The organism is Undibacterium sp. GW821-FHT11B02 (assembly GCF_058808955.1).
Genome location: NZ_JBXASD010000021.1, coordinates 45,782 through 71,062, shown reverse-complemented (window position 1 = coordinate 71,062; position 25,281 = coordinate 45,782). Strand labels below are relative to the sequence as shown.

Genomic DNA, 25,281 nt, shown 5'->3' with positions numbered 1-25,281 from the left:
TGCTGATGAGATGCTTTTGCCTTGAATTAACGGGAAACTGCCGATGATAGAATATTCTTTGGGTACCTTGCCGTTTCGCGATGGCGTTGTTTTTCTGTTTCCCAATCACCTGTGCTGCAATTGCGGCAAGACCACCGACCTGACTACCATAGAACAAGACACCAGGCGCACCAGCTATATGTTGGCGGGCGGGACGGAAATCACTTTCAAGCTGCCTTTACCCTTCTGTAAAGATTGTGCGCCAACAGCAAGCCGTCGTCCGAAGAGTGTCTTGAACTGGCTGTTGATTTTTATTGCCGCGTTTGCGGCATCGGCACTGGCGCTGATCATCATCGGTGACGTGGTTTTGAACAGCCCGTTGATCGCCCGTTATATGTTGCCGTTTTCCCTGGCCCTGGCCACCTTACCCTGCGCTGGCTTGGCGGCGTTGATGCGGCCCAAGGGCAAGCAGACCAGTTATTTTCAGCCGGTACGCATACCGCGCCTGAAGCAGGAATTTGTCTCTGGCGCAGTGACTGCCATCGGTTTTTCGTTCAGTAACCTGGCTTATGCCAAAGCCTTCGCCCTGGTCAACCGTGAGTCGATTGCAAAAAAACTGATCACTTTGGAAGGGATTTAGGGCTTCGTCAACTTCGCAGCAATCGGGTAGTGCTGCTTAACATGCGCGTACCTGCGTTGTGCACCCGTTCAACAGATGTTGAACAGGTCTTGTGCTTGTGCCTGGCTAAACGGTGACAGGTGTATTGCAAGAGGATGGTTTTGTTGACGCAGACTACCAGACTTGTATCAACATGACGGACAGTGCTGGTCAACGGATGGGTAGCGGTGCTGCCACCATTATCCAGCAGGCTTATTATTGTGCTGCAATTGCGCTGCAATTGTGTTACGACAGACATGCAACGGAATACGTCATGTGCTGTGTACCTGTTCTGCGTCGTCAGAACACATGTGTCAGCACTGCACGCATCTTGTCGAACGATTGCTCAATCATTGCATAACGCCAGGTGTCTGTCTGTTGTTCATCTGTTTAACATATCTATGTACAGAACATGTGCGGACCCTGCACAGTCGTTGGCCAGTTTAACTGGTGTGGTACGGGTGATGGATTTCTGTTGCAGCTGTGTTCAACTAACCAATAACCAATAACCAATAACCAATAACCAATAACCATAAACCAGTAAACCAAAAACCAGTAAACCTCGCGCGCGCTAAAAAAAGCGAGATTGCGTTGGGTATCCTCCAAAAAATCAAGCGGGCAGGGTGTCGTTTTACCTTGAATTTATCCAGCGATTTTTTTCTTTTTCATAGGGAAAAAAATATTTTATTGAAGGTGAAAATAAAATTTGACGAAAGGCTTGACGACCGATTTTGTCCGGCTTACGATGTAAATGTATACACGTAATAGCTGTGTCTTCAGTCCCTGCAGGATGATGTTGCAGCTGCTTTTTTGAACCGAAAAAATGTAAAAATTCAAGTCGAAAAAATTTCCAAAGCCCTTGATCGAAAGGTCCGGGGCTTTTTGTTTTTGCCACCCCATACCGCTGCCTTCGCAGGGCACGGACAGTACGAAAAAAGCGTTTTTTTCCCCATCGAAAAGAGGAATTTTATGAACAACCTGACATTCCGCAAACCCCGGTTTGCCACGACTATGGTGCAGCCATGAGCATCGTCAAAATTCGTGCCGCACTCGAAACCGCATTGACGGCGACCGATTCGACGTTTTCCACTGCCTAAGAAAACGCCGCTTTCACGCTAGTGACTGGCACACCGTATCAGCAGATATCGCTGCAACTGGCCGCACCCGACAATGCTGCCATGAGCAGCGTACCGTGACGAAGGAATATTCCTGGTCAGTCTGGTGTACCCCTTGACCTCAGTTACCTTCTGCATCGATGTCGTTCAAACCACCATCAATGTGCCGGGGCAGCGGGTGAAGAAGGCAGTACCGGCAAAACCAGCTTTACGGTTTCATCCCGCAATTCTGGTGTGTATGTCTTCTTGTGTTTCATCATTTCTTCTGGGTGTGTAATTTAACAAACAGGAGTGTTCGAAAAAGCCAGGGTAGCTCAGATAACAGGGCACACGATGACGCGCCCTGTTGTTCTTGGTCAGATGGGGATGCTATAGATTTTTTAAATTCACCAGGTTAAACATGCGCGCTTCACCTATCAATGGTTTCCAGTCACAAGGTGCTTTATTGCGGTAAGAGTCAGGATCGGCATCGAGTAAACCGTGGAAGACTTCGAGGATGATGCGGCCACCGGTTTCACCGAGTTGGGTTGCTGTTTTTGGTGCAGATTTGAGCAAATCATCTTCGCCAAAGTCTTTCTTGCCGTTAGCTATCCACCAGTTGACCACAGGTGCCTGCGCTTCGGCCAATACGTAAAACCAGAGTGGTGTTTTTTCTCGCAGTGAGACAGGGATGGGGACGAAGGTTTCCGATTTTTCTCCAGAAGCAAGCACCGTTTTCTGCCGCACTACCATGTATTGCGGATCGAGCACCGGCACACCTAGCAGGCTGCTGACAGCCTGGCCACTGGGTAGCTGGAATTTCTTTCCACGTAACAGGTTGCGCGCCGCCAGGTTTTTGGTGGTGGCTGCAATGGCGTCTGGCAACTTGGTCAATGGATCAACCAGGGTGGTGTCGATGCGGTAAGCGTATTGCAAACGTTTGGGGCCGCTGACATCATTTGCACCAGCAATATTGCCGGGTATGGCCGACGGTGAATTGCCTGCAGGATCAGGAAAGAACAGAGACCAGTCTGCAATCACATGCAATTCAACCAGTGGCTGGAAGCCTGTCAGTGACGAGTCGGGTGACCCTTTTGGTGTAAAAATAAAAGTTGGATTTGGCTGATTGAGATTGAGCCTGTAACCGTTCCTGACCATGGAGTGCCCGAAGCGATAGGCAGCACCAGAAAATTCCAGCGGTATGGCACCACGTTTTTCAGCCTTGAATAAAGCGTAGGCCGATTCATTGCGGCTCAAACCAGTTGGGCTGGGGTCGCGCCTGAAGTCAAAGGCTTTCAGGGTTTCATTGCTGACGATGCGTGGCAGATAATCTTCGACGACGATCTTTTGATAAGTCCAGCGCACTTCGTCACGTGCCTTGTTGAATAATTCTCGCGTATCTTTCAAGAGCGGATATTGCTGCTCCAGTTTGTTGACTACCTTATTGTGAAAACGGATGAAGCTCATTTGCAGATTGCAGACGATGGAATTTTCATCGTTGCGCGGGTCACCGATGATGGCACGGCCTTTTTTGCCATCAGCCAGTTGTGCCCTTGGCAAATCGTTCTTGCCCTCTATCAGGCGGATACCGTCCTGATACAGGTAGGGCATGGCATCGGGCCCGGCACCATAGACACAGTCGAGGTCAAAACACGGTGTTCTCTGGTTGCTGAATGTACTGTTGTCCTTGCTGTCGAACGTGGAGGTGGTGTCAAAGGTCAGGTCATGATCTATGAATTGACCAAAATAGGTGTAACCAGCGGGTACGTACAGGTTTTCTTCAGAATCGGGCTCATCTTCTACTGTATCAGGGGCATCTGCCATTAATTGTGCGAGGCCTGTGCCTCTCTCTTTTGATCCTGCTGGCGGAGGGTTATCAAGTTCAAGATTTTCTGGCTGGATAGGATCAGCATCCAGTAAACGTGAATAACCACCAAGGCCAGTGCCGACCAGGCCGTGCAGGGATTCGGGATTGCCTGTGCTCATGTGTGTCTCCTTTGTTCTTCTACGATGGGTGGAAAGATGTCTTTGCAAGTGAGCAGGCTAGTCGCTCTCCGCAATGACGGTATGACGCCATTTTGTGTCTCTTCGCTTCTTCAACTTGAGTCAGTTTTGTGCACCGGTATCGTGTTTGCTTTGCGGTAGCTGTTTTTCGGTAACTTGTTTTTCGGTAACTTGTTTTGCAGTAACTGTTAACTAGCAACTAGCTGGAATAGTGAATAAGAGCTTGATAACTTTATATCATCTTTATATTTAAGAAATGTAAAATTAGCAACAGTTAATGTATTTTTTTCTACTCATTGCTGTTTTTCACGGTTGCCAGAAATGTGATGATGAACTCTACCTGCACCCGTCATCATGAAGACTCTGAATTGAGAGCGGTTACAGAAAGTGTTCATCGCATTTTTCAATGTTTAAGGAGAATCATAAAAAATGATCATTCTCGTACGCCTGAAGGCGCAATCATTCAAACGCTAATTCGAATTGCAAACGAGGGGAATATTCAAGACGAGCTACTTTGGGCAAGGAGCGAAGCTACAAACATACATAACTTGTAGTAACTTCGATTTGATTGGGAAGGGGAAATCTGTCCTCACAGTTGGGGCGGCTTTGCGTAAGTCCTGCTTATGTGAAGGTAGCCGGATGGCTTGTTATTACCAAATGCAAATTATCAAACGAAAAAGCCCGCGCAATCATTGGCGGGCTTTTTTTATTCATGAAATTCAACCAAGGTCAACTCAATGCAAGAACATCAAATTACCCATTTCATTGATGCCTTGTCCATAGGTACGGTGCTGGCGACGTTGGCGGGGTGGTTTCCTGCCATGGCGGCGCTGGCTTCGCTGGTGTGGACATGCATCCGTATAGTTGAAACCCGGACGGTACAAAAGTGGTTAAATACGCGACAGCGTCATCGATAGATCTGTCCTGAAACAGATGGATGCAGCAGGACGGTTAAACCGCCTGCTGTCAGGCATTTATGTTGTCACTTATCTGGCCACTAATTGGCCACTAATTGACCACTTATTTGACCACTACGGCAACACGCGGTGTGCATTTGATTTCGCGTTGCTCAATATCGAGCAGGGTTTGCTGGAAGAATTTTTTCCAGCCAGTGTCAAATACCATGCTGCGGCAAACCAGTTCGTCTGAAGCTGGTTTGGCTACCTGGGCCATGCGGTTACGTGCCTGCTGGACGGTATTGCTGAGTCTTTCTGCGGTTTTGCCTGCTTCTTCGGTTTCACCCAGGGCGCGCTGGCTATGTACCAGCATCAGGTCTGACTGGTAATTGCTGGCAGGTTGTGCACGTTTGATGAACAGGTCAATCAGCCAGTTGCCTGACGATGCCTGGTAGCTGCTGTTGGCCGCCAGTGCTTCTTGTTTGGCGGTTTTATAATCCTTTTGCAGGGTCGCGGCCATCCAGTTGATCTGGTGGCTTTCGTGCCTGGCAAGATCGTTCATGCCTTTATCGTTGGTGGCTTCCTTCAAAAACGGCGCCACCAATTGTTTTGCTTCATCGGGCCGGTTGGTGCTGAGCATCAGCCAGGCGCGGTCTGTTTTCAGTAAATTACAGTAATAATCATTGCTTGCCTCATTGTTCACCTTATTGTTGATTTCCAGCGGACAGTCAAAGTCCGTTTCGGCGGCCTGCAATTGTGTTTCTGCATCTGTGCGGCGTCCTGCTGCATACAGGCTGCGGGCAAGTATCTTGCGCGCCTCCAGCAGTTGTACATCTTCCTTCTGTTTGTCATTGGAAAGCAAAGTGACCACTTCTTCCTGCAGCACGATTTTGTCCGGATTATCGGCGGATGCATCACGTGCCTGCAATACCTGAGCCAGCAAACGGCTATCTTTCTTATCTTCCTGTACCTGTACGTGCAAGCGTGCCCGCAAAATGGCGGCGGCTTCCAGCAAATACTGGGCTATTTCTGCATCATTCTTTTTCGGGTCTGCGGTATCATCCGGGCCGGTCCAGTTCATCAATGCTGTCGCCACAGAATAGGCGGCATCGGCATGGGCATGGGTGGGCTGTATCGAATTATTGTTTTCGGCGTAATACAGTCTGGCGATGCGTAATGCATCTTCGGGGTCGACTTCTTGCGCTTCATCCATTGCAGTCTTGATGACATCGTTGCGTGCAGGGCCTTGTGCTGCATCGATTTTTTCTGCACGCTGTTTTCTTTGTTGCTGCATGTCGGCTTCCCAATCATGCGTGGCGGACTTGCGATCAGCTTTGGTGGTTTTTGTGGTTTTGTCGGTGTCGATGAAAGCGCTGACACCTTGCCCCGCGACATTGAGCATGGCATTTGGTGCAGCAAACATCAGACCGCCCATGGCAAGCAGGGGCAGGATGATGCAGCTCAGGTACAGGGCCAGACCGGCGGCGCTTTCTTTCCAGCCCGGCAGGCGTCCCAGATAGCGCGGCAAGATGGTCATGCCAACCGTCAGCTTGGTGGAATAATTCCATTTGCTGAAACTGGCTTGCCCCATGAAAGCATACAGGTGTCGCGCAGCTATGCTGAAGCTGTCACCAGGCTGCGGTTTGGCATGGTCCTGTTTCAGCAACAGGGACGAAGCCTTGGCAATGCGGAAATGCAGGGGCGAGCCGATGAGCATCACTATGCCCAGGCCGCGCAGGATATTGTCGCCGGTGTTAATGCCCGCCAGCACCAGCAGGCCACCACTGACAACGGAAAAGATGAAACGCAGCCATGGCAAGCGACCAACGATCAGCAATTCAATCACGCGCCCGCCATCGAGCGGCAAGACCGGCAAGAGATTAAAGCCGTTGATGAAAAACGATGCCATGACAGCCGTCATCAGATACGGTGCCCATGCCATCGTCAGCAGGGAAGGGATGAAGGTAATCGCTGCCAGCGCGCCCAGCGACAGCAACAGGCCAGGCATGGGGCCTGCCAGGTAGACCAGCAAATGCGTCAGTGGACGGGCTTCATGTTTTTCGCCGCTGGTGATACCGCCCATGCCAGGTACAAAAAATACTTGTACATCGCGGAAACCGGCCAGCTTCATGGCTAGCCAGTGGCCGCCTTCATGCAGGGCTATCACACCGGCGATGACGATGGCACCATCCAGGCCCCACCACCACGCACCCAGGCCCAGGAAGGCAAGTGCAGACAGCGTAAAGCTGGTGTACTGATACCAGCGTGGCGCACGCGTGGCACGCAAGGTGCACAATGTACGTACAAAGGCAAAGCGGTCACGCGCCAGGCTGGCGGCATCCAGTGCAGGGTCAAGCGTGGTGACTGCGCTGGTTTTTTTCTTGATGCGCCAACTGTTCAAGCGCATGCTCCACGCCAGTGCCAGCGCCGGTATAAAACGAAAGCTGTAGACCGGTTCGTCATTTACCGTGCCGCGCTGGTAGATTTTTTTCTCTCTTTCCAGCCTGACCATCCAGCGACCTGCCAGGTTTTGTGCAATGGCGGGTGCATTGGCATCGTCCGTGCGTTGCTCGGCAATGGCTTCGCGTGTGTATAGATGGGCTGCCAGTTGTCCGGCAAAATCTGTTGCGTTGGCATCTTGCACCCACACCCGGTTTGGATAGGGAATCATGCAGTGCAGTAGTTTGTTGACCGTCAACAGGGCTTTGCCGTCGATATAAGTGTTCCACAGATAGACGTTATACAGCCTGCCATCGTTTGTAGATTCAGCAGGGTACACTTCAGCATGGATATCTTGCGCAAGGTGATGGTAGACATCTGCATAACTGAAGGGCATATCGCTTGCTGCTATCACCGAGCGTTCACGCCAGCTGTGCATGTAGCGAAAGCCCGCCTGTTCCAGTTCGGGGCGTGCAGCATCCAGCACCGGCGTGAGTTCGCCGATGGCGCTGCGCAGACAAGCGGTCTTCAGCGGCGACCACAGTTGTAATTTCAATAAACGATTGGTGGACATCACCAGTGTGATTACTTGCAACAACAGCACAATGGCGACAACTGTCGCACCTAAACCCAGAACCAAATCCATGTATTTCCCCACTGCATTTTGCCTATCATGCATTTTCTGAGAAATGTTATGAAAAGGCGAGTAAATAGAGTACGGCCGTACACATAATCATGTAATAGCTCTTATCTGCACGTGACGAGCTGATGCATTTCCAACAATTGCAAGCCGATCATTCGTTTTCATGCGCGTTAAATTGGTAAATTGCCAATTTGAGAATGCCGGTATATATTGGCAAATCCAATATTTTCCTTCACAGGATTGCATGATGAAATTGCTTTACGCCTTGTTTCTCTTATTGTCTGGTGTCGCAGCGCAGGCAGCTGATTTACCCTTTGCCGGTACCTGGAAAGGCAGCATAGGCGACAGCAAGGTCATGGTCTGTTTTTCTTCTGCTTTTGATTCGCAATATTATTATGTGCGACATTTGCGTGGCATCAGCTTGATGGCGGATGAAAAAGCACCTGCATTCAGTCTTTGGAAAGAAACGAACGGACGCTATGGTGATGACGAAAAGACTACAGGCATCTGGACCGTGGCAGACGCCGCTACAGCTGGTACTGGCAACACGCTGGATGTGACCTGGTCCAGCCCCGACGGTAAAAAAAGCATGCCAGTCAAATTGACAAAAGTGCCTGCCGCGAAAGCTTCCCAGCCTGACTGCGGTGCTGAATTTTATCGCCCCATAGAAGATGCCCTGCGTTATACCACCAAAGATCTGAAATTTGAGGGTAGGGAATACCGCAGCGTCGTCACCCAGACTGGTACCGCATTTGAACTGCCAACCAGTGTAGCCGGTAGCAAGAACTTCAATAACTATACCCGCAACTGGTTAAAGCGGGCTGCGATTGAATCCTATGAATGCATACACAATAGCGGTGGCAATGGCGGCTCTGACTGGGACCGCAATCTGGAACCAGTGATCTGGACTGATAGCAAACTGGTGGTAAAAGACTGGATGCCAGAAGTTTTTTGTGGTGGGCCACATGGCAATGCTTATCTGGGATACGAATCGTTTGATCTCAAGACCGGCAAAATTATCGACACCTGGTCGTGGATCAAACAAGGTGACAAGAGTGTGGAAAGCAAGGATAAAAACGAACAAAAGCCACGCCTGCGCGCAATGCTGGAAAAACACGTGGACCAAGAAGAATGTCGTGAAGTCAGTGAAGCTTTTTCTACCGGCAACCCTTACGCCAGCAAAGATGGCATGGTGTTCAAGACCTACTATTTTCATGCCATGCGCGTGTGTGACGATGACATCGTCATTCCCTACAAACAAATGATGCCTTTTCTGACGCCTGCGGGCAAAGCGGCTGTGGCAGAGTTTCTGCGGCCATAGTCCAGCCTGGCCATTCATTGTCGGACAATGGCAAGCTGATCATTCGTTTTCATGCATGTTGAATTGCCAATTCAAGAGCGCAGGTATATATTGGCAAGTCCAATTTTTTTCCTTTTTTTCCCTTCGCAGGATCACACGATGAAATTGCTTTACACCTTGTTTCTCTTATTCTTTGGCGTCACAGCGCAGGCAGCCGATCTGCCCTATGCTGGTATATGGAAGGGCAGCATAGGTGACGACAAAGTCATGATGTGTTTTGACTCTGATTCTTATGCGCAATATTATTATCTGCGAAATCTGCGTGGGATAATATTGAATCCAGAAGACAGAGCAGCGCGCACAATAACCACCCGCTGGAAGGAAGTCAACGGACTTAACGGTGACGACGGAAAGAAGAGAAGCAGCTGGACCGTGGCAGGCCTGGGCAGTGCCGGTAATACGCTGGATGTGACCTGGACCAGCCCCGACGGTAAAAAAAGTATACCAGTCAAGTTGACGAAAGTACCAGCTATGGATGGTGCCGGGGTTACCTATTACGATACTTGTGGAGCCGAATTTTACAAACCCTTGGAAGATGGCTTGCGACATACCTCTAAAGATATGAAATTCGAGGGTCGGGAATACCGCAGCATCATAACTCCGGCTGCCATTACATTTGAATTGCCAGCCAGTGTGCCCGGTAGCAAGAATTTCAATGACTATTCTCGCATTTGGTTAAGAAAAGCTGCGGGCGAATTTTATGATTGCATACGAAATATTGGAGATAATGACACAAGTTATTGGGGGCGAGGTTTTGAACCACTGCTTTGGACTGATAGCAAGCTGGTCGTAAAAGACTGGCTATCAGGCGTTGTTTGTGAAGGTATGCATACCTATGCTTACGAGGAATATGAATCGTTCGATCTCCATACCGGAAAAGTTATCGATACTTGGTTGTGGCTCAAACATGGTGCCAAGAGTGTTGACGGCGAAAACGGACAAAAAACACGCCTGAGAGAGATGCTGGAAGAACGGTTGAACGTAGAAATGTGCCGCAGAAGTGATGATACTTTTCATGTGGACAATCCCTATGCAGGTAAGTATGGCATGGTGTTTCGGATGAGTTTTCTTTATCGCACGGGCTCATGTCAAGACAATGTCAACATTCCCTACAAACAGATAATGCCCTTCCTGACACCTGCGGGTAAGGCCGCTGTGGCAGAGTTTTTGCAGCCTTAATCTATGTCAAGACTGCCCCCGGCAGTCGAACACATTGTCTTTACATGCTGACGCAACCAGCGGTGTACTGGGTCGGCATGGTGGCGGGGGTGCCAGCTTTGTGAAATTTCTATGTCTGGTATTGCCACCGGCAGTTTGAAGATATGCAGATGCAGGTAGGGCATGGCCCAGCGGGCAAATGGCTCGGGTATGGCAGCCACCATGTCCGAACTTGCCACCATCATCAATGCCGCCTGAAAACCGGGCACAACGGCAGCGACGCGGCGTTGCAGGCCGGATTGCCTGAGAGCTTCATTGATCGTTTCATTGTCAAGCCCGCAGCGTGATGCGGCAATATGCGGCCACGACACAAAGTCTTGTGCACTGATGTCCATGATGTCAGCCCCTTCCTGTTTGCCCACCAGTGGGTGATGCTTGCGCACGACGCCGACAAAACCTGCCTGTAACAATGTCTGCTTGTGTATTTCTGGCTCTGGCGCATCCAGCACGCCGATGTCGAGGTCCACCCCGCCATCGCGCAAGGCTGAAATATGATTGTCGGTACGTGTGATAAAACGCAAGCTGACTCCAGGTGCTTCGGCAGCGATCGTGGCCGCCAGACGGGACGCCCAGGCCCCGGCAAAGCCATCGTTGGCACGAATGCTCATGGTGCGTTCAAGCTTTGCGAAATCCACCTGATCGGGGGCGAAGACGCCACGCACTTCTTCTATCGCCTGTTGCACACGTTCACGCAGGTCCAGCGCACGTTGGGTCGGTACCAGGCCCCGGCCAGCCGGGACAAACAGCGGGTCGCCTATGGCATCACGCAGGCGGGTCAGGCGACGGCTCATGGCTGGCGCGCTCAGGTGCAGGCGGCGTGCAGCACCCGCCACACTGCCTTCACGCAATAAGGCATCCAGATCCTGCAACAAATTGAAATCAAGCTGATTCATCAACATACTCCATGACGGCAACGCTGCACCAATGCACCAATGCACCAATGCACCAATGCACCAATGCACCAATGCACCAAACGCACGAATGAGTTGCAATTGTCTCACTTTACACACGGGTGCGGATAGGGGACGATGCATCACCGCATTTCAATGCATACAGGAGTAACACTGTGCAACAAGAAATCCAGACCAGCATGCCGCGCGTTGCCTTGCAATTTTCATGGTATCCCTTGCTGGCCGTACTTATCTGGACCGGCAATACCATCGTCACCAAAGCCGCATCGGTGGTGATTGAACCGGCAGCCATTGCCTTGTACCGCTGGGTGCTGGCAGGTTTGCTGATGACACCTTTCTTGTTACGTCCGGTCTGGCAGCAACGTGCCATCGTTGCTGCACACTGGCACAAGCTGGCTGTGCTGGGTTGCCTTGGCATGGGCATGTATCAGGGTCTTGCCTATGAGGCAGCCCGGACTACCACAGCCGTTCACATGGGGGTGATCGTGGCATTGATGCCGCTGATGTCCGCATCCTTGTCAACGCTATTGGCGGGGGAAACTTTAAGTGCTGCGCGCATCGGTGGTGCGGCCCTGTCGTTGACGGGCTTGCTGTACTTGTGTACGCAGGGACATCCAACCGCTTTGCTGAACGGGGCCGTCCAGCTGGGGGATGTACTGATGCTGATTGCCGTCTTGTCGAATGCCTTGTATGGCGTCTTGTTGAAACGCTGGGCCATTCCCCTGACGACCTGGCGGCAATTGTATGTGCAGGTTGGGTTTGGCGTACTCTTGTTGTTGCCATTCTGGTGGCTGGCACCGGCTTCACCGGTCACGATGCAGAATCTGCCGTTGATATTGTATGCGGCATTGTTTGCCTCTATCGGCGCACCATTCTTTTGGATGCATGCCGTCAAACGCCTGGGGCCAGCGCGCGCCAGCCTGTACCTGAATCTGCTGCCGGTCTTTGTGGCTCTGGCTGCCTTTGCACTGCTGCACGAACAACTGCATGTGTATCACGCAGTGGGTGGCTTGCTGGCGTTGGTGGGTGTGTGGTGGGGGCAGCGTTAAGCATAGTTTTTTTCTTAGGACTTACGCAAAACCGCCCCAGCTGCGTTGCAGCTCCCGCATTCGGCAAAATCTGGTACTAAAGTACTGTCTTCGTCGCTGCGGTGTAGTCGGGGTTTCAGGCAACATGTTGCCTGCAGACGTAACGAACCTCCCCTGTAAGGGAGGTTTCCTAAAAGTGACAACCTTGCTGGGACAATTTTGCGTAAGCCCTATTACGTAATTTTCTACTTCTACTCCCACATCTCCCCGTTGCGGGGAGATGTCTTCATTCTGCATGGACAATCTGATCAAAAATTTTCATCGATCTGTTATGTCACAAATAGTTGCTGTCACTGCAAGGTCATAAAACAGCACTACACTTCGGCGGTTTTCCAAGCGATTTCTTCCATCATTTAATCTAATTTTTTAAACGTGGTTCAGTTTTTTCTGGCAATGCGAACGTTGCCCGGAAAGGGGCTTGTGCGCGCTTTTTTTTGTGACATCCCGATGCTGCTACCGATTTTTTCTGAGAAATTCATGATATCCGCCAAACAAAAAAAACACGCCCAGTCATCTTCACAATCATCTCCATTTCGCATGCTCGCCATGTCGGCAGCCTGTCTGATGGCCTTCAGCCAATTGGCCAGCGCACAAACTGCTCCAGCCAAAGACGAGAATAAAAATGAGAAGGCGGATGCCGGTATTGCTACGGTAGAAATTTCATCGCAAACCACACGTTCTGCGGTCTCTATGCGTGGTGCAGAGTTACAGAAAATCCTGCCGGGTACCAACCCTGTCAAGGGCTTGCAAACACTGCCAGGCGTGACTTTTGCCACGGCTGACCCATGGGGTAATAATGAACAAAACCTGAGCCTGTTTGTACACGGTTTCAACGGCCAGCAACTGGGTTACACAATGGATGGCGTGCCGCTGGGTGATCAGCAATACGGCAATTACAATGGCCTGTCACCACAGCGCGCCGTCATCAGTGAAAACGTCAGGAACGTGATTTTGTCATCCGGTGCAGGTAACCTGGCGACCGCCTCCACCAGCAATCTGGGTGGTACGATTGAAGTGTTTTCCAGCGACCCGTTGGCGACACAAAGAACCAATATAGAACAAACCTTTGGCAGCTACCGCACCTCACGCAGCTTTGTCCGTTTTGATACCGGCAATTTTGGTGATGGCAATGCCGCTTACATTGCCGTCATGCGGCAAGATGCCCGCGCCTGGGATTTTGATGGCAAGCAGGGCGGCAAGCAATTCAATGCCAAGTTCACCAATACCCAAAACGCTGGCAAGCTGACCCTGTATTTCAATTACAACGACAAGACAGAACCAAACGAAGACAGCACCGTACATGTGACTGGCGAAACCAGTGCACCGTATACACGCCCGTTCTTGTACCCTGATTTTGCTGCGGCACTGAATTATCTTTCACCAACCGGTGCCACACCGGCAGCCGATGGTTCCAACTACCGCAATTACTATAGCGATGCCCAGCGCAAAGACGTGCTGACTTATGCCAAATATGACTGGAACCTGAACAACGATACCGTCTGGTCCAATCAAGTGTATTTCCATCGTGATGATGGCGTCGGTGTGGTTGCCGGGCCTATCGGTGCGGCGGGCTTGCCAGCCTTGTTCAGCGTGTATTTTCCTAACCAGAACCTGAAACAGGTGTTTGGTAATTCTGGCTATGCTACCCGCACGACGGAATATGATATCCATCGTTCTGGCCTGCTATCCAATCTGCGTACCACCTGGGGTGATCACCAGATTGAATTCGGCGGCTGGTGGGAACATAATGAATCATCGGCTTATCGCCGCTGGTATGCACTGGACGTGAACAAGCCAAGTTCGCCCTATGACCGTCCATCCAACCCGCTGATTACCCAATACGGCAGCGAGATACGCAATAACGTCATCCAGTTGCATCTGCAGGATGAATGGCGTGTGCGTCCGGACATTGCTGTCCAGGCCGGTTTTAAATCCAGCCTGCAATACGCAAAAGGCGATTTCCCGGTCCAGCCTTTGCCGGGCGCGATATCTGGCGGTTCACTGGCCTTGCCGGTGGGCGAGATCGATACCAAAAAATGGTTCTTGCCACAACTGGGTTTGCTGTGGGAAATCAGCCCGCGTGACCAGTTCTTCATCAACGCACAAAAAAATCTGCGCCAGTTTGTGACCTATGGCGGTGGTGGCGCATCCCCATGGAGCCTGGCCAGCCAGTCGGCCTTTGATCTGTTCAAGAACACGGCACAGCCAGAAACATCGGTCACCTATGAAATGGGCTGGCGCGGCAAGCGCAACCTGGATCTGGGCGTGCTGGACAAGGTGGATGGCCAGGTCAATATCTATCATGTCGATTTCAGCAACCGTCTGTTGCAGATCAGTCCGACACCAGTGATTTCATCCATCGTTGGCGGCAACCCTGTGCTCGCCAACGTCGGCAGCGTCAGCACTGACGGCATTGATATCGCCGGTACTTTGTTCTTTGGTAAAAACTTCAGCTTCTATAATGCACTGTCTTACAATCGTTCCGTGTATGCTGATGACTATAGCAATGGCAAGGCACTGGTGGCAACCGCAGGCAAGCGTGTACCCGGCAGCCCGGAATGGATGAACAAGTTCGTCGCCACCGCCACCTTTGGCAATATCGAAGCGCAACTGAGCGGTGATTACGTCGGCAAGCGTTATGCAACTTATACCAATGACCTGTCCGTCGATAGTTACTTCATGCTGAACCTGGGTGTGACGGCAAAAATCCCGCTGGAAGCAAATGGCTTTTTAAAAAATGCCAGAGTGCGTTTGAATGTCACTAACCTGAACCAGGTCACCGGCACATCGGTGGTGGTGGTTGGCGCAGCCAATGGCACTTACAATACCTTCCCGATTGCACCGCGCCAGGTGTTCGTCACTTTTGGTGGCAGCTTCTAACAACCTGTCTACGATCTTACTGCGCGCGCGTGATCGGGGCTCATGCGCTGCTCAAAATGCTCATGTACTAGAGTACATTCCGCTTTTTGCGCTGCTCTTCACTCCCGCTGACGCTCGCTCGCTACAGATCGTAAACAGGTTCTAAAGGAAAATAACATGAGTATGCAACGTAGACATTTTATGAAAACAGCCGCTGCATCTGCCGCGCTGTTGGGTGGCGCGCAATTTGGTTTGATACCCACTGCGCTGGCAGCAGGCAAAAGCAAGGTAGAGTTGTTTGCCCACCGTGGCGCATCTGCCCTGCGGCCTGAACACACGCTGGCGTCTTATGCCAAGGCGATTGCCGATGGTGCTGATTATATTGAACCTGACCTGGTCATCACCAAGGACGGTGTGCTGGTGGCGCGTCATGAAGCATTTTTGAGTGAAACCACCGACGTTGCCAGCAGGCCGGAATTTGCCGCCAAACGCGCCAGCAAAAGCATCGATGGCAGACCACAAGAAGGCTGGTTTGTCGAAGACTTTACCCTGGCAGAACTGAAAACCCTGCGCGCCGTAGAACGCCTGCCCAAGGTGCGCCCGCAAAACACAGCCTACGATGGCATGTTCCAGATTTTGACCTGGGAAGAAATCATCGATTTCGCTGCCGCCCATGCAGCGACGACAGGGCAGGTGATAGGCTTGATACCAGAGCTCAAGCATTCAACCTATTTCAACAGCATAGGCTTGCCGCTGGAAGACCGCTTCCTGAACATCATTGCCGCCCATGAATACACACGCCGCTGCCCGCTGGAGATACAGTCGTTTGAAGTCGCCAACCTCAAGTATGTCCGCAGTGTGCTGGGCAAGCGCCCAAATATCCGTCTCATGCAGTTGGTTGAGCGTGGTGATGTCCGTCCGGCAGATGTGGTCGCTGCCGGTGGTGACCTGACGTTTGGCAAAATGTGCAGCAAGCAGGGTTTGCGTGAAATGGCGAAATATGCTGACGTGGTGGCCCCACCCACCCGCGCCCTGATCCCCTTGCTGGCAGATGGCAAACTGGGCCAGCCCACCAGCCTGATCGATGATGCACATGAAGCTGGCTTGCTGGTACATACTTGGACCTTCCGCCCGGAAAACCGTTTCCTTGCCGCAGATTTCCGTGATGACAAAGGGGAAGATGCCCGGAACGAAAAAGGCTCAGTGGCAGAAATGCAGCGTTATATCGCTGCGGGCATCGATGGCTTTTTCTCTGATGACAGTGCTTTGGGGCGTAAGGCCATTTCTGGATGAGGTTGATTTTTGAGATAGAATCGATAGCGTAAAAATTTCATCGTTCAATCCAATACAACAACATGACAGCAACATGACTCAGCTTCTATTTTCTTATGGGACTCTTCAACAGAAAGAGGTGCAATTGGCAACATTCGGGCGTGAGCTAGTGGGGGCGGCTGATGAACTTCTTGGGTTTCATCAATCGATGGTGTTGATAGAAGATCCTGATGTGGTCAAAAAAAGTGGGAAAACGCATCACCCCATCGTGAAGCAGACCAATGTGCCAGAGGATAGGGTTGCCGGAACAGCTTTTGAAGTGACTGAGGATGAACTTGCTAGAGCTGACAAATACGAGGTGTCTGACTATAAACGCGTCTCGGCTTCGTTAGCTTCTGGTAGAACAGCCTGGGTTTATGTCGATGCTCGTTAATGTGCATACCAATTGGCAGCGAAAAAATGCTCAAGTAGACTGGCACGACTGAAATGTCGGTAAGCTGTTGAATCATAGCGTGTCAGTGCAGCCTTTGAACGTCCCATCTACGCTCTCCCTGTGTCCTGCGGAGCAGTGCAAAATGGGGGCGACGGAAGATGATATAGTCCCTTGTTGCATCGCATTTATGATAAGGCTTGCACAAAACTGCCCCAGCTGTGTTGCAGCTGGGGCAGTTTTGCCTTAGTCCTGATGATCAAGCTTTGGCAGCGATAATCTCTATCTCAACCAGAAAACCCGGCTTGACCAGGGCAGGGGTGATCAGCAACATCGATGCCGGGCGTGCATCGCCAATGAAACGACTACGCGCTTTAACGTAGTCAGCAATATCTGTCTCACGCGTCAGATAATGGGTTATTTTGACGATATCGCTTATGGTCATGTCGGCCTGTGCCAGCAGGCTGGTGATGTTGCTCCAGGCCAGTTCTGCCTGGTCGCTGACATTGTCGGGCAAGTTGCCTTCTTTATCCAAGCCTGGTGTACCGGAAGTAAACAACCATCTGACCGGGTTGGTAACTGAGTTAGAAACTTCAATCGCATCGCTGTATTTGCCTATCTGGCTGGCGATACCGATATTGTGAGGGATATGCATTTTCTGCTTTCGTTGTGGACAGGGATGTCCATTATCGGCAAGATAGCGTACTGACATTTCAGCCCGGGATGAAGTATGGACGACGCAAGCAATATTTCCACTAGCATTCCCCGCATTGCTGGCTTGTTGGCAGACCCGGCACGGGCCGCAATGCTTTGGACGCTGATTGATGGCACCACGCGCCCGGCGGGGGAACTGGCATTTGCGGCGAATGTGTCGGCGCAATCTGCCAGCGCCCATCTGGCCAAGCTGGTTGATGGCGGCTTGTTGCTGGCGCAGTCACATGGACGCCATCGTTATTTTCGCATTGCCAGTGCAGAGGCCGCCAGCCTCATAGAAAGCATGGCGGTACTGGGTGCAGCAAGCCAATCTGCTGGATCGCGCCCACCACCTCAAGCGGCATTGGCCCGCCGCATGCCCAGCGAATTTTTACATGCCAGGACCTGTTATGACCACCTGGCAGGTGAGCTGGCTGTACAAATACTCGACGCCATGCTGAAAGAAAATTGGCTGCAACCGGCAGGCAAGGATTTCAAGCTGACGTCGCAAGGTCAAGGCAAGCTTGCCGCATTGGGCATACACCCGAATGAACATGCCAGCAGCCGTCGCGTGTATGCACGCTGCTGCATAGACCTGACCGAACGTCGCCCTCATCTGGCTGGCGTGCTGGGCGCAGCGCTGCTGGATTTGTTTGTCCGTGAAAGCTGGATACTACGTACACCACGTTCGCGCATGGTCACCATCACACCCAAGGGCCAGCAGGCATTTCTGCAATTGCTGGGCCTGCGTGTTTAAAAGTTGCGGCTGGCTTTGTTCCTGCATCCCGGCTTGTCTCAATTTAACAACCACCTCTCACACCCGTAAACAAGCAAGTGCTTGATTATTTCGTCTGTGCTTGCGGTCCCGTCTGTTGCTAAAAATGATTAATGCATACAGAATGGTCTTTGGAATTGCTCCTGGCACAACAAGAGAGTGATCCACATAAAAATATAACGGAGACAAAATGCTTTTTAAAAAATGGCAGGCCGGCCTGTTGGCCCTCGCTTGTGGGATGGGTGTCGCCCACGCTGAAGAAATCAAAATCGGGTATGTCACTGGCCTGACCGGCCCCATCGCCATCACCGCCAATGAAGGCTTGACCATGGCGCGTGGTTTTATCGAACAGGTGAATGCCCAGGGCGGTATCAACGGCAATAAAATCACCCTGGTTGCCAAAGATGATCATTATGACGCCACCAAAACCGCCGGGCTGGTGGAAGACGCCATTACCAAAGATGGCGTGATGGCTTTCGTCAACACGGCTGGTACGGCCAATACCCTGGCCATCATCAAGTCTGGCACGCTGAACAAATATAAGGTGCCTTTGCTGGGTGTGTTCAGCGGGTCAGAAGCCATACGTGGTGCAGGGTCGGAACAGATTTTTCATACCCGCCCGAGCTATAACGACGAAGTATTCAAAATCGCCCGTATCGTGTCCACACTGGGTCTGAAAAAAGTGGCTGTCTTTTATCAGGATGATGGCTTTGGTGCCAGCATCAATGACAGCATTGCCAGGGCTGCGCAAGAGCACAAGTTTGAAGTCATCCTGAAAACTTCCTACAAATCTGGTGAAACCAATTTCAGCAAACAGGCCAAAGAGATTATCGCCGCGCAACCCCAGGCGATTTTTTTGATGGGTGTGCCAGAAGCGGTCATGCACTTCATGAAAGCCTATGACGCACCGACCGGCGCATCGCAAATTTATACCCTGTCGTTTGTGCCACCCAAGCTCTTGATTGATTTTGCTGGTGAAAGCCGCGTGCGTGGCCTGGCCATTACCCAGGTCGTACCCAATCCTGTCGGGGGTTCACTGCAACTGGCGAAAGACTATCAGGCATTGCTGGCCTCGCCCTATGGAAAGGGTACGATTGCCAGCCCGCTCAGTTTTGAAAACTACATGAATATGCGCCTGATGATGGAAGCGCTGAAAACCGCTGGTGCCAAGCCGACACCAGAAAAAATCACACAGGCACTGAAGGGGATGCGTAACTATCGTATAGGTGGGTTTGCGATTGATTTTGGTGATACCAATCGGCGTGGCTCGTCATTTTTGGATATTGCGGTGATTAGTATGAACGGACGGCTTGCTTATTAGTGGCTAGTAAAAAAATCGCTGCCTCATTTGACTGAGGCAGCGATTTAATTTTTGAGGCTGCCAGATTATGCCGCCAGACGCAATTGCAAGCCTGTGTCGGTATAGGTAGGTGTGGCGGTGAAACCATCTACCGTGATGGTAGTGAACTTACCTTTCAGGCTGCCTGCGGTGATGACGGTCAGCGTATCACCAACTGCTGGTTTATATCCGTTCATGAACTTGATACGCAGAGTGCCGCCAGCAATGGTCACGGTACTGCCAACTACCAGTTGGCTTTGTGCGCTGCGCAAATCCACTTCCAGCGTGCCTGTGGCTAACTGGGTGTATTTGCTGCTGATGCTGACATTGCTGGTGCTGTTGCAGATCAGCGTGCCAGCACTGTTGTACACATCGCCTGTGCCAAAGGCCGTTGCCGAATTGGCTTCCAGTGAGCCTGCATCCAGTTGCGTGCCACCAGTCCAGCTATTGTTGCCAGCCAGCTTCAGGCTACCGCTGCCCAGCTTGGTCAATTTCCCCGCGCCAGAGATATTATTGCGCCAGGTATCCTGTGCATTAAAGCTGCCTTTGCTGGCATCCATGGTAACCACCACGTTGCCAAAGAAACTGCCATAGCCATCAGCAGCAGCAAACAGGTTCAGACGACCCCAGCCTTCGGCATCATCCAATACCGGATAGCCAGAGGCGATGGCAGTGGTTTTCAGCACCACACGTCTTTGTGCATCGCTCAGGTAGGGCTGGCGTGTTTCCAGCAATACTTCAGCACCTTTTGGCACCACGGGTGCTACTGTGGTGCTGGCGATGGGGGCAAAGTTATACGTCAGGCGACGTTGGTAGCCAGCCTTGTTGGTGGCATAGTCAGCAAAGCGGTCCGTGGCTGTCGTGCCAGAATGGGCATAGGCATTGAAACCATCTGCGGTGGTATTGGTCAGGGCCATCAGCGCTGTGTGTGCCTGCGTGACTGCGGCGGCTTTTTTGCTGGCATTGGCCGGGTCTACCAAATTGGCGGCGGCTACGGCTTGTGCCAGCACGCGTCCGCTCATCACATCCAGTGGTGAATGCATGCCAGCGACGATACGGTTTTCACCCAGTTCCAGGCCACGTGCCAAAATTTCCTGGTAACGCTCTGGCATGACATAGGCCATGGCCAGTGCGTCACGTGTGGCTTCGGCTGCATGGCCGCTGGTGAAGCCACCATCGGTTGCTGGCGTGGTGCTTTCTGCCGGTATCAATGAAGGGGCAACGATGACCTTGCTGTTCCAGCGATAAGGGCGTGCGTATTTGTAAAAACGTTTGGCCGGTTCGGTAGAACCGTTGTTGCCTACCAGATTAACCAGGTCAACCACATTGCCAAAGCTGGTATTGGTGGTACTGCCCACGCCAGTATTGTTGCCTGTGTCATTGTACAAAACCGTGCCGGAATCAGATGCAATAGCAGTGATCGTGGTGGTTTGCTGTGCCGCCTGACGCCAGGCGCTGGTCAACGGGCCCATGCCATCTGTCACGCTATAACCCTTGCCACGACGGTCATCCAGATAGGCGGCCAGTTCCTGGTCAGCCGTGCGCTTGCTGGTGGTATCGATGACAAACTGAATATTCGCATCATGCACACCCTGGTTCAGGATAGTGCCGCCAGGTGTACCGTCATTCGGCAAGCCGGTCCATTTGGATGCCACGACCGCCGGGAAGCTATCTACCGCTGGTGCTGTCTGGCCCGCATCGACGATTTCTGTCAAAGGCTTCCAGATATCCTTAAAACCTGCCAGTACACGCACACCGGCATTAGTGTCCAGCGTGGCGTAACGGGCATCACCGCGCTGATTGGTAGCCACATTGTCGACAAAGGCAGGCACATTGGCAGCGGCAGGGGCTGTATCTACCACACCAGGGTCAGCCGGAGGGGAAGGAATGATCAGTGGTGTATCCACCGCAGCTGGAGTGCTGGAACCACCACAAGCTACCAACATCAAGGCGGTGCTGACCATGATCGCCAGCGGCAGGCGGCGAAATACATATAAATTGGACTTACCCAAAACCGCCCCAACTGCGTTGCAGCTCCTAGCCGTACTAAAGTACTGTCTTCGTCGCTGCGCCTTGTTGGGACAATTTTGTGTAAGTCCTGATAAATTTTGCATGATATGAAACCCGTTGGAATAAGTTTTAAAAAACCTTGGAAAAGCGTGTAGGAAGAAAGAATTGCAGCGGGGGAATAATAGAGGATGGGTGTGACGGTTGTATGACAACTGATGTGCAGCATAATGTGCGACAGGTTGTGTTGCCCCATGGAAATCCAATGTGGTGTAAACATCTCACCTTGTTGCTTGCAAGCGTGAAATCTTGTGTCAAGTCAATGTGGTAAAGGTTTTACCGCCTACCATGTGTCCAATCCATGCTGTTTCAGCATGCGACTCGGTAGTCCCTTATCTCTGCATAATGCTGCCCAAAGGATTGTTCATGAAGAATCTTTCCATCTCATCCCGCCTTATCGGCACTTTCACTTTAATTGTTGCTTTACTGGTGGTGGTTGCAGGTACCGCCTTTCTCAAGATGGTCGTCATGAAAGATGCGACCAGTGAGATCACAGGCAATTGGTTACCTAGTGTGGAAGTGGTCAACCAGATCAATTCGCGGACATCTAATTTTCGCATCATCGAATTCCAGCATGTACTCAATACCGATGATGCTGCCATGGCTGGCCTGGAAAAAAACATGGTGACATTACTGGCTACGCTGGATAAAGACTTGCAACGCTATTCCAAGCTCATCAGCAGTGAAGAAGAAAATAAGCTCTATGCCAGTTTTATGCTTGACTGGGGCAAGTATATGAAGATTCATGAGCAGGTGCTGGATCATTCAAGAAAAAATGAAAACGACCAGGCCAAGGCCATACTGGAAGGAGAATCAAAAAAACTGTTCGACAGTGCAAGTGACACACTGGCTAAACTGATAGAGCTTAATCATAGCGGTGCGATAGAGTCTGCAAAACAGTCAGACAATTCCTTCTATACGGCGAGGCTGACCATGGCGATTGTTACTGCCCTGGCGATTGTGTTAACGGTGATCAGCGCTTATGCCATAGTCCGTGCAATTACCCAGCCTTTATTGATTGCCCGACATGCGGCAGAAAGATTGGCAAATGGTGATTTGAGTCAGAAAATCGAAGTTGATTCAAACAATGAAATTGGGCGTGTCTTGCAAGCCATGCAAAGCATGCAGGAAGGTCTTGCCAATATCGTTGCACAGGTCAGGACCGGGGCAAATACCATTGCCGGTGCATCATCTGAAATTGCGACTGGTAACCTTGATCTTTCATCCCGCACTGAGGAACAGGCCAGTTCTCTGGAAGAAACGGCTTCGTCCATGGAAGAATTGACCTCTACCGTCAAACATAATGGTGACAATGCCCGGCAGGCAAATCAACTGGCAGTATCAGCGGCAGGTGTTGCCAGCAAAGGCGGGCATGTTGTGTCGCAAGTGGTAGACACCATGGGTATGATCAATGAATCGTCGAAAAAGATCGTGGACATCATCAGTGTGATCGATGGCATCGCTTTTCAAACCAATATCCTGGCGCTGAATGCTGCTGTCGAAGCTGCCCGTGCTGGCGAACAGGGCCGCGGTTTTGCCGTGGTCGCGTCCGAGGTACGTAATCTTGCCCAACGTTCTGCCAGTGCTGCCAAGGAAATCAAGGACCTCATCAGCGATTCGGTAGAAAAAGTCGCAACCGGCAGCCGCCTGGTTGACCAGGCCGGTATTACCATGAACGAAGTCGTATCTAGCATCAGTCACGTCACCGACATCATGGGTGAGCTGACCGCAGCCGGTCATGAGCAGGAAGCTGGTATAGAACAAATCAACCGTGCCGTGGCCGATATGGACTCTGTGACGCAAAAAAATGCAGCACTGGTAGAAGAGGCCGCCGCTGCAGCCGAGTCATTGCAAGACCAGGCAGCAAATCTGGTGCAACTGGTCAGCACCTTCAAGCTGAGTGAACACCAAACAGTTGCTGCCACGCCTGTGCGTAAAAGCACTGCGGCCCCTGCATCCGCCGGGGTGAACAAAAATGTTCGTGCTTTACCGGCTGCCAAAAAACCGGCAGCGGTGAAGCGGGCCACTTCTGCACCAGCGAAGGAAAATCCATCGGCTTCGGGGAAGGATGATTGGGAAGAGTTTTGATCGGGGTACCAGTTCCTTTTCCATCAAGGTGCAGCGCAGGACAGCGTGGGCAATGTGCAGGATAGAAAAAAGCATTTTCTTATCCATAGGTAAAGCGCGGGTTATATTTCCCGCAGATTTACTCACATCCTACTATCGTGCAAAGCCCCGCCGCTCAGGTCAACCATGTCGGCTGTAATGTCTGCATATTTGAGTATGCGCCCACCCCATTGCTTGATGAAGGCTTGTGCATCTGCCTCAGCAGCAAAGCTGGCGATGGTCGGCCCCATTGATCCTGCTCGTTTGCTGCCCAACACGAAATAGCCTGTCCTGGCGTCGAACCAGTTGTTTTCCGGCTTGTCCCAGTTGGCTTTGCCCATGTCTTGCACAAACACGGCACGTATGCGCCTGACTTGTTCAGGCAAGAGCACGGTATGGAATAATTCTATGGTGTCGCAAAAGAAGTCGGGCTGATCATTGCTTTCATACAGTATCTGTGCCTTGGGGCCGGGGTATTCTGTCAGCAACATGCCGTCCAGGCTGCAGGCAGTTTGCTTGCTGGGGTCTTGTGCATTGGTAGCCTTGTCGCTGGCAGCGGGGCTGCAGGCTGTCAGTAACAAGAGCATGCATATGGCAGGCAATCTGGTAACTCCAGAGGGGTGGTTTTTCATGATGTAAATCTCCAGCGGGCTAAGGCGAGTGGTGTGATGATCCAGCCTGCCATGACGGCATGCATGACCCATGGCTTGGCCAGGGCGGCAGGAATGATGCTGACGAGTCCATACATGGAACGTACGTCATCCAGGGAAAAAATATTCATAATGCGGAACACGTCAGCCGGGTTCAGCAATAACAGGTACACAAACAGGTCGCCATTGTATTTGTCGGCCATGCCAACCAGGGCACCAAGCAACACCAGGTCAAACACCAGCACAAAGAAAAACCACAGGGCAATTGCCATGCCGGAAGCGCGCGTGCGTTCACGGGCCAGCACCGACACCAGCATGGCCATGCTGAGAAAAACCAGGCCCAGCAAGATGGAACTGAAAACGAAGCTTAGATACTGGAACAGCCCATTCCATTGATAGCGCTGGAATACCAGCACCGCGACCAGTGAAAAGCCAATGATGGTGGACAAACCCAGCGCCGCCGCCAGACCCAGGTATTTACCCATCAATAGCTCAAGGCGGGTGATGGGCTGCGTCAGCAACAGGTCAAGCGAGCCACGTTCCCGCTCACCAACGATGGCATCAAAACCGAGCAATAAGGCGATCAAGGGGATCAGATAGATCACCAGGCTGACCAGGCTGGTGATGGTCACTTCTATGGATTTGATACCGATCTGTCCCTGCTGGGCCGCGCCGAAATAAGTGATGATCAGTGAAAAAGCAGTGAATACCAGCGCAATCGCCAACACCCATTTATTGCGTATGCGGTCGTGGAATTCTTTTGCGGCGAGGGTGAATATCTGTGTCCATTCCATATTGCG

19 protein-coding genes are annotated in these 25,281 nt (G+C 51.5%); 11 read left to right on the top strand and 8 right to left on the bottom strand.

Going from position 1 to position 25,281, the window contains the following annotated elements; all coding sequences use genetic code 11:
* The first annotated feature begins 43 nt into the window (after positions 1 to 43).
* Positions 44 to 619, top strand: a complete 576-nt coding sequence (locus AC1RVX_RS28810) for a hypothetical protein (RefSeq protein ID WP_493220026.1) — start codon at positions 44 to 46, stop codon at positions 617 to 619.
* Positions 620 to 1,268: 649 nt separating this feature from the next.
* Here the strand turns inward: AC1RVX_RS28810 and AC1RVX_RS28805 are convergent.
* On the bottom strand, positions 1,269 to 1,532 hold the full coding sequence (locus AC1RVX_RS28805) for a hypothetical protein (RefSeq protein WP_493220025.1): 264 nt from the start codon (positions 1,530 to 1,532) through the stop codon (positions 1,269 to 1,271).
* A gap of 589 nt (positions 1,533 to 2,121) precedes the next feature.
* Complete coding sequence (locus AC1RVX_RS28800) at positions 2,122 to 3,717, bottom strand: peroxidase family protein (RefSeq protein ID WP_493220024.1); 1,596 nt, start codon at positions 3,715 to 3,717, stop codon at positions 2,122 to 2,124.
* A gap of 755 nt (positions 3,718 to 4,472) precedes the next feature.
* Between AC1RVX_RS28800 and AC1RVX_RS28795 the strand changes: the two genes are divergently transcribed.
* Positions 4,473 to 4,652: a hypothetical protein gene (locus AC1RVX_RS28795; protein WP_493220023.1), complete on the top strand. Its 180-nt coding sequence runs from the start codon at positions 4,473 to 4,475 to the stop codon at positions 4,650 to 4,652.
* 103 nt (positions 4,653 to 4,755) lie between these two features.
* Here AC1RVX_RS28795 and AC1RVX_RS28790 read toward each other — a convergent pair whose 3' ends face one another.
* Entirely contained in the window at positions 4,756 to 7,716 is a 2,961-nt protein-coding gene (locus tag AC1RVX_RS28790; protein ID WP_493220022.1) for a site-2 protease family protein, read from the bottom strand.
* Between the two features lie 241 nt (positions 7,717 to 7,957).
* Here AC1RVX_RS28790 and AC1RVX_RS28785 point away from each other — a divergent pair, with 241 nt between their 5' ends.
* On the top strand, positions 7,958 to 9,034 hold the full coding sequence (locus tag AC1RVX_RS28785) for a hypothetical protein (protein WP_493220021.1): 1,077 nt from the start codon (positions 7,958 to 7,960) through the stop codon (positions 9,032 to 9,034).
* Positions 9,035 to 9,085: 51 nt separating this feature from the next.
* Positions 9,086 to 10,252, top strand: a complete 1,167-nt coding sequence (locus AC1RVX_RS28780; protein WP_493220020.1) for a hypothetical protein — start codon at positions 9,086 to 9,088, stop codon at positions 10,250 to 10,252.
* Here the strand turns inward: AC1RVX_RS28780 and AC1RVX_RS28775 are convergent.
* Entirely contained in the window at positions 10,249 to 11,184 is a 936-nt protein-coding gene (locus AC1RVX_RS28775) for a LysR family transcriptional regulator (protein WP_493220019.1), read from the bottom strand. The genes AC1RVX_RS28780 and AC1RVX_RS28775 overlap by 4 nt on opposite strands.
* Positions 11,185 to 11,357: 173 nt before the next feature.
* Between AC1RVX_RS28775 and AC1RVX_RS28770 the strand changes: the two genes are divergently transcribed.
* The 4 genes from AC1RVX_RS28770 (at position 11,358) to AC1RVX_RS28755 (ending at position 16,854) form a co-directional block, all read left to right on the top strand.
* Complete coding sequence (locus tag AC1RVX_RS28770; RefSeq protein WP_493220018.1) at positions 11,358 to 12,251, top strand: DMT family transporter; 894 nt, start codon at positions 11,358 to 11,360, stop codon at positions 12,249 to 12,251.
* A 516-nt stretch (positions 12,252 to 12,767) separates the two neighbouring features.
* Entirely contained in the window at positions 12,768 to 15,170 is a 2,403-nt protein-coding gene (locus AC1RVX_RS28765; RefSeq protein WP_493220017.1) for a TonB-dependent receptor, read from the top strand.
* Positions 15,171 to 15,326: 156 nt separating this feature from the next.
* On the top strand, positions 15,327 to 16,442 hold the full coding sequence (locus tag AC1RVX_RS28760; RefSeq protein ID WP_493220016.1) for a glycerophosphodiester phosphodiesterase: 1,116 nt from the start codon (positions 15,327 to 15,329) through the stop codon (positions 16,440 to 16,442).
* A 73-nt stretch (positions 16,443 to 16,515) separates the two neighbouring features.
* Positions 16,516 to 16,854, top strand: coding sequence for a gamma-glutamylcyclotransferase family protein (locus AC1RVX_RS28755; protein WP_493220015.1), 339 nt, complete (start codon positions 16,516 to 16,518; stop codon positions 16,852 to 16,854).
* 256 nt (positions 16,855 to 17,110) lie between these two features.
* On the opposite strand, the gene AC1RVX_RS28750 is transcribed toward AC1RVX_RS28755, so the two are convergent.
* Positions 17,111 to 17,506 (bottom strand): RidA family protein, encoded by a 396-nt coding sequence (locus tag AC1RVX_RS28750; protein ID WP_493220014.1) that lies wholly within the window; start codon positions 17,504 to 17,506, stop codon positions 17,111 to 17,113.
* A gap of 75 nt (positions 17,507 to 17,581) precedes the next feature.
* Between AC1RVX_RS28750 and AC1RVX_RS28745 the strand changes: the two genes are divergently transcribed.
* Positions 17,582 to 18,301: an ArsR/SmtB family transcription factor gene (locus AC1RVX_RS28745; RefSeq protein WP_493220013.1), complete on the top strand. Its 720-nt coding sequence runs from the start codon at positions 17,582 to 17,584 to the stop codon at positions 18,299 to 18,301.
* 208 nt (positions 18,302 to 18,509) lie between these two features.
* A complete protein-coding gene (locus tag AC1RVX_RS28740) occupies positions 18,510 to 19,640 on the top strand; it encodes an ABC transporter substrate-binding protein (protein WP_493220012.1) in 1,131 nt (376 codons plus the stop codon).
* 65 nt (positions 19,641 to 19,705) lie between these two features.
* Here AC1RVX_RS28740 and AC1RVX_RS28735 read toward each other — a convergent pair whose 3' ends face one another.
* On the bottom strand, positions 19,706 to 21,622 hold the full coding sequence (locus AC1RVX_RS28735; protein ID WP_493220044.1) for an acid phosphatase: 1,917 nt from the start codon (positions 21,620 to 21,622) through the stop codon (positions 19,706 to 19,708).
* Positions 21,623 to 22,091: 469 nt separating this feature from the next.
* Between AC1RVX_RS28735 and AC1RVX_RS28730 the strand changes: the two genes are divergently transcribed.
* Positions 22,092 to 23,813, top strand: coding sequence for a methyl-accepting chemotaxis protein (locus AC1RVX_RS28730; protein WP_493220011.1), 1,722 nt, complete (start codon positions 22,092 to 22,094; stop codon positions 23,811 to 23,813).
* Between the two features lie 122 nt (positions 23,814 to 23,935).
* Here AC1RVX_RS28730 and AC1RVX_RS28725 read toward each other — a convergent pair whose 3' ends face one another.
* Positions 23,936 to 24,463, bottom strand: a complete 528-nt coding sequence (locus tag AC1RVX_RS28725) for a nitrous oxide reductase accessory protein NosL (RefSeq protein ID WP_493220010.1) — start codon at positions 24,461 to 24,463, stop codon at positions 23,936 to 23,938.
* Entirely contained in the window at positions 24,460 to 25,275 is an 816-nt protein-coding gene (locus AC1RVX_RS28720) for an ABC transporter permease (RefSeq protein WP_493220009.1), read from the bottom strand. Before AC1RVX_RS28720 ends, AC1RVX_RS28725 begins: the two co-directional genes overlap by 4 nt.
* Positions 25,276 to 25,281 lie beyond the last annotated feature (6 nt).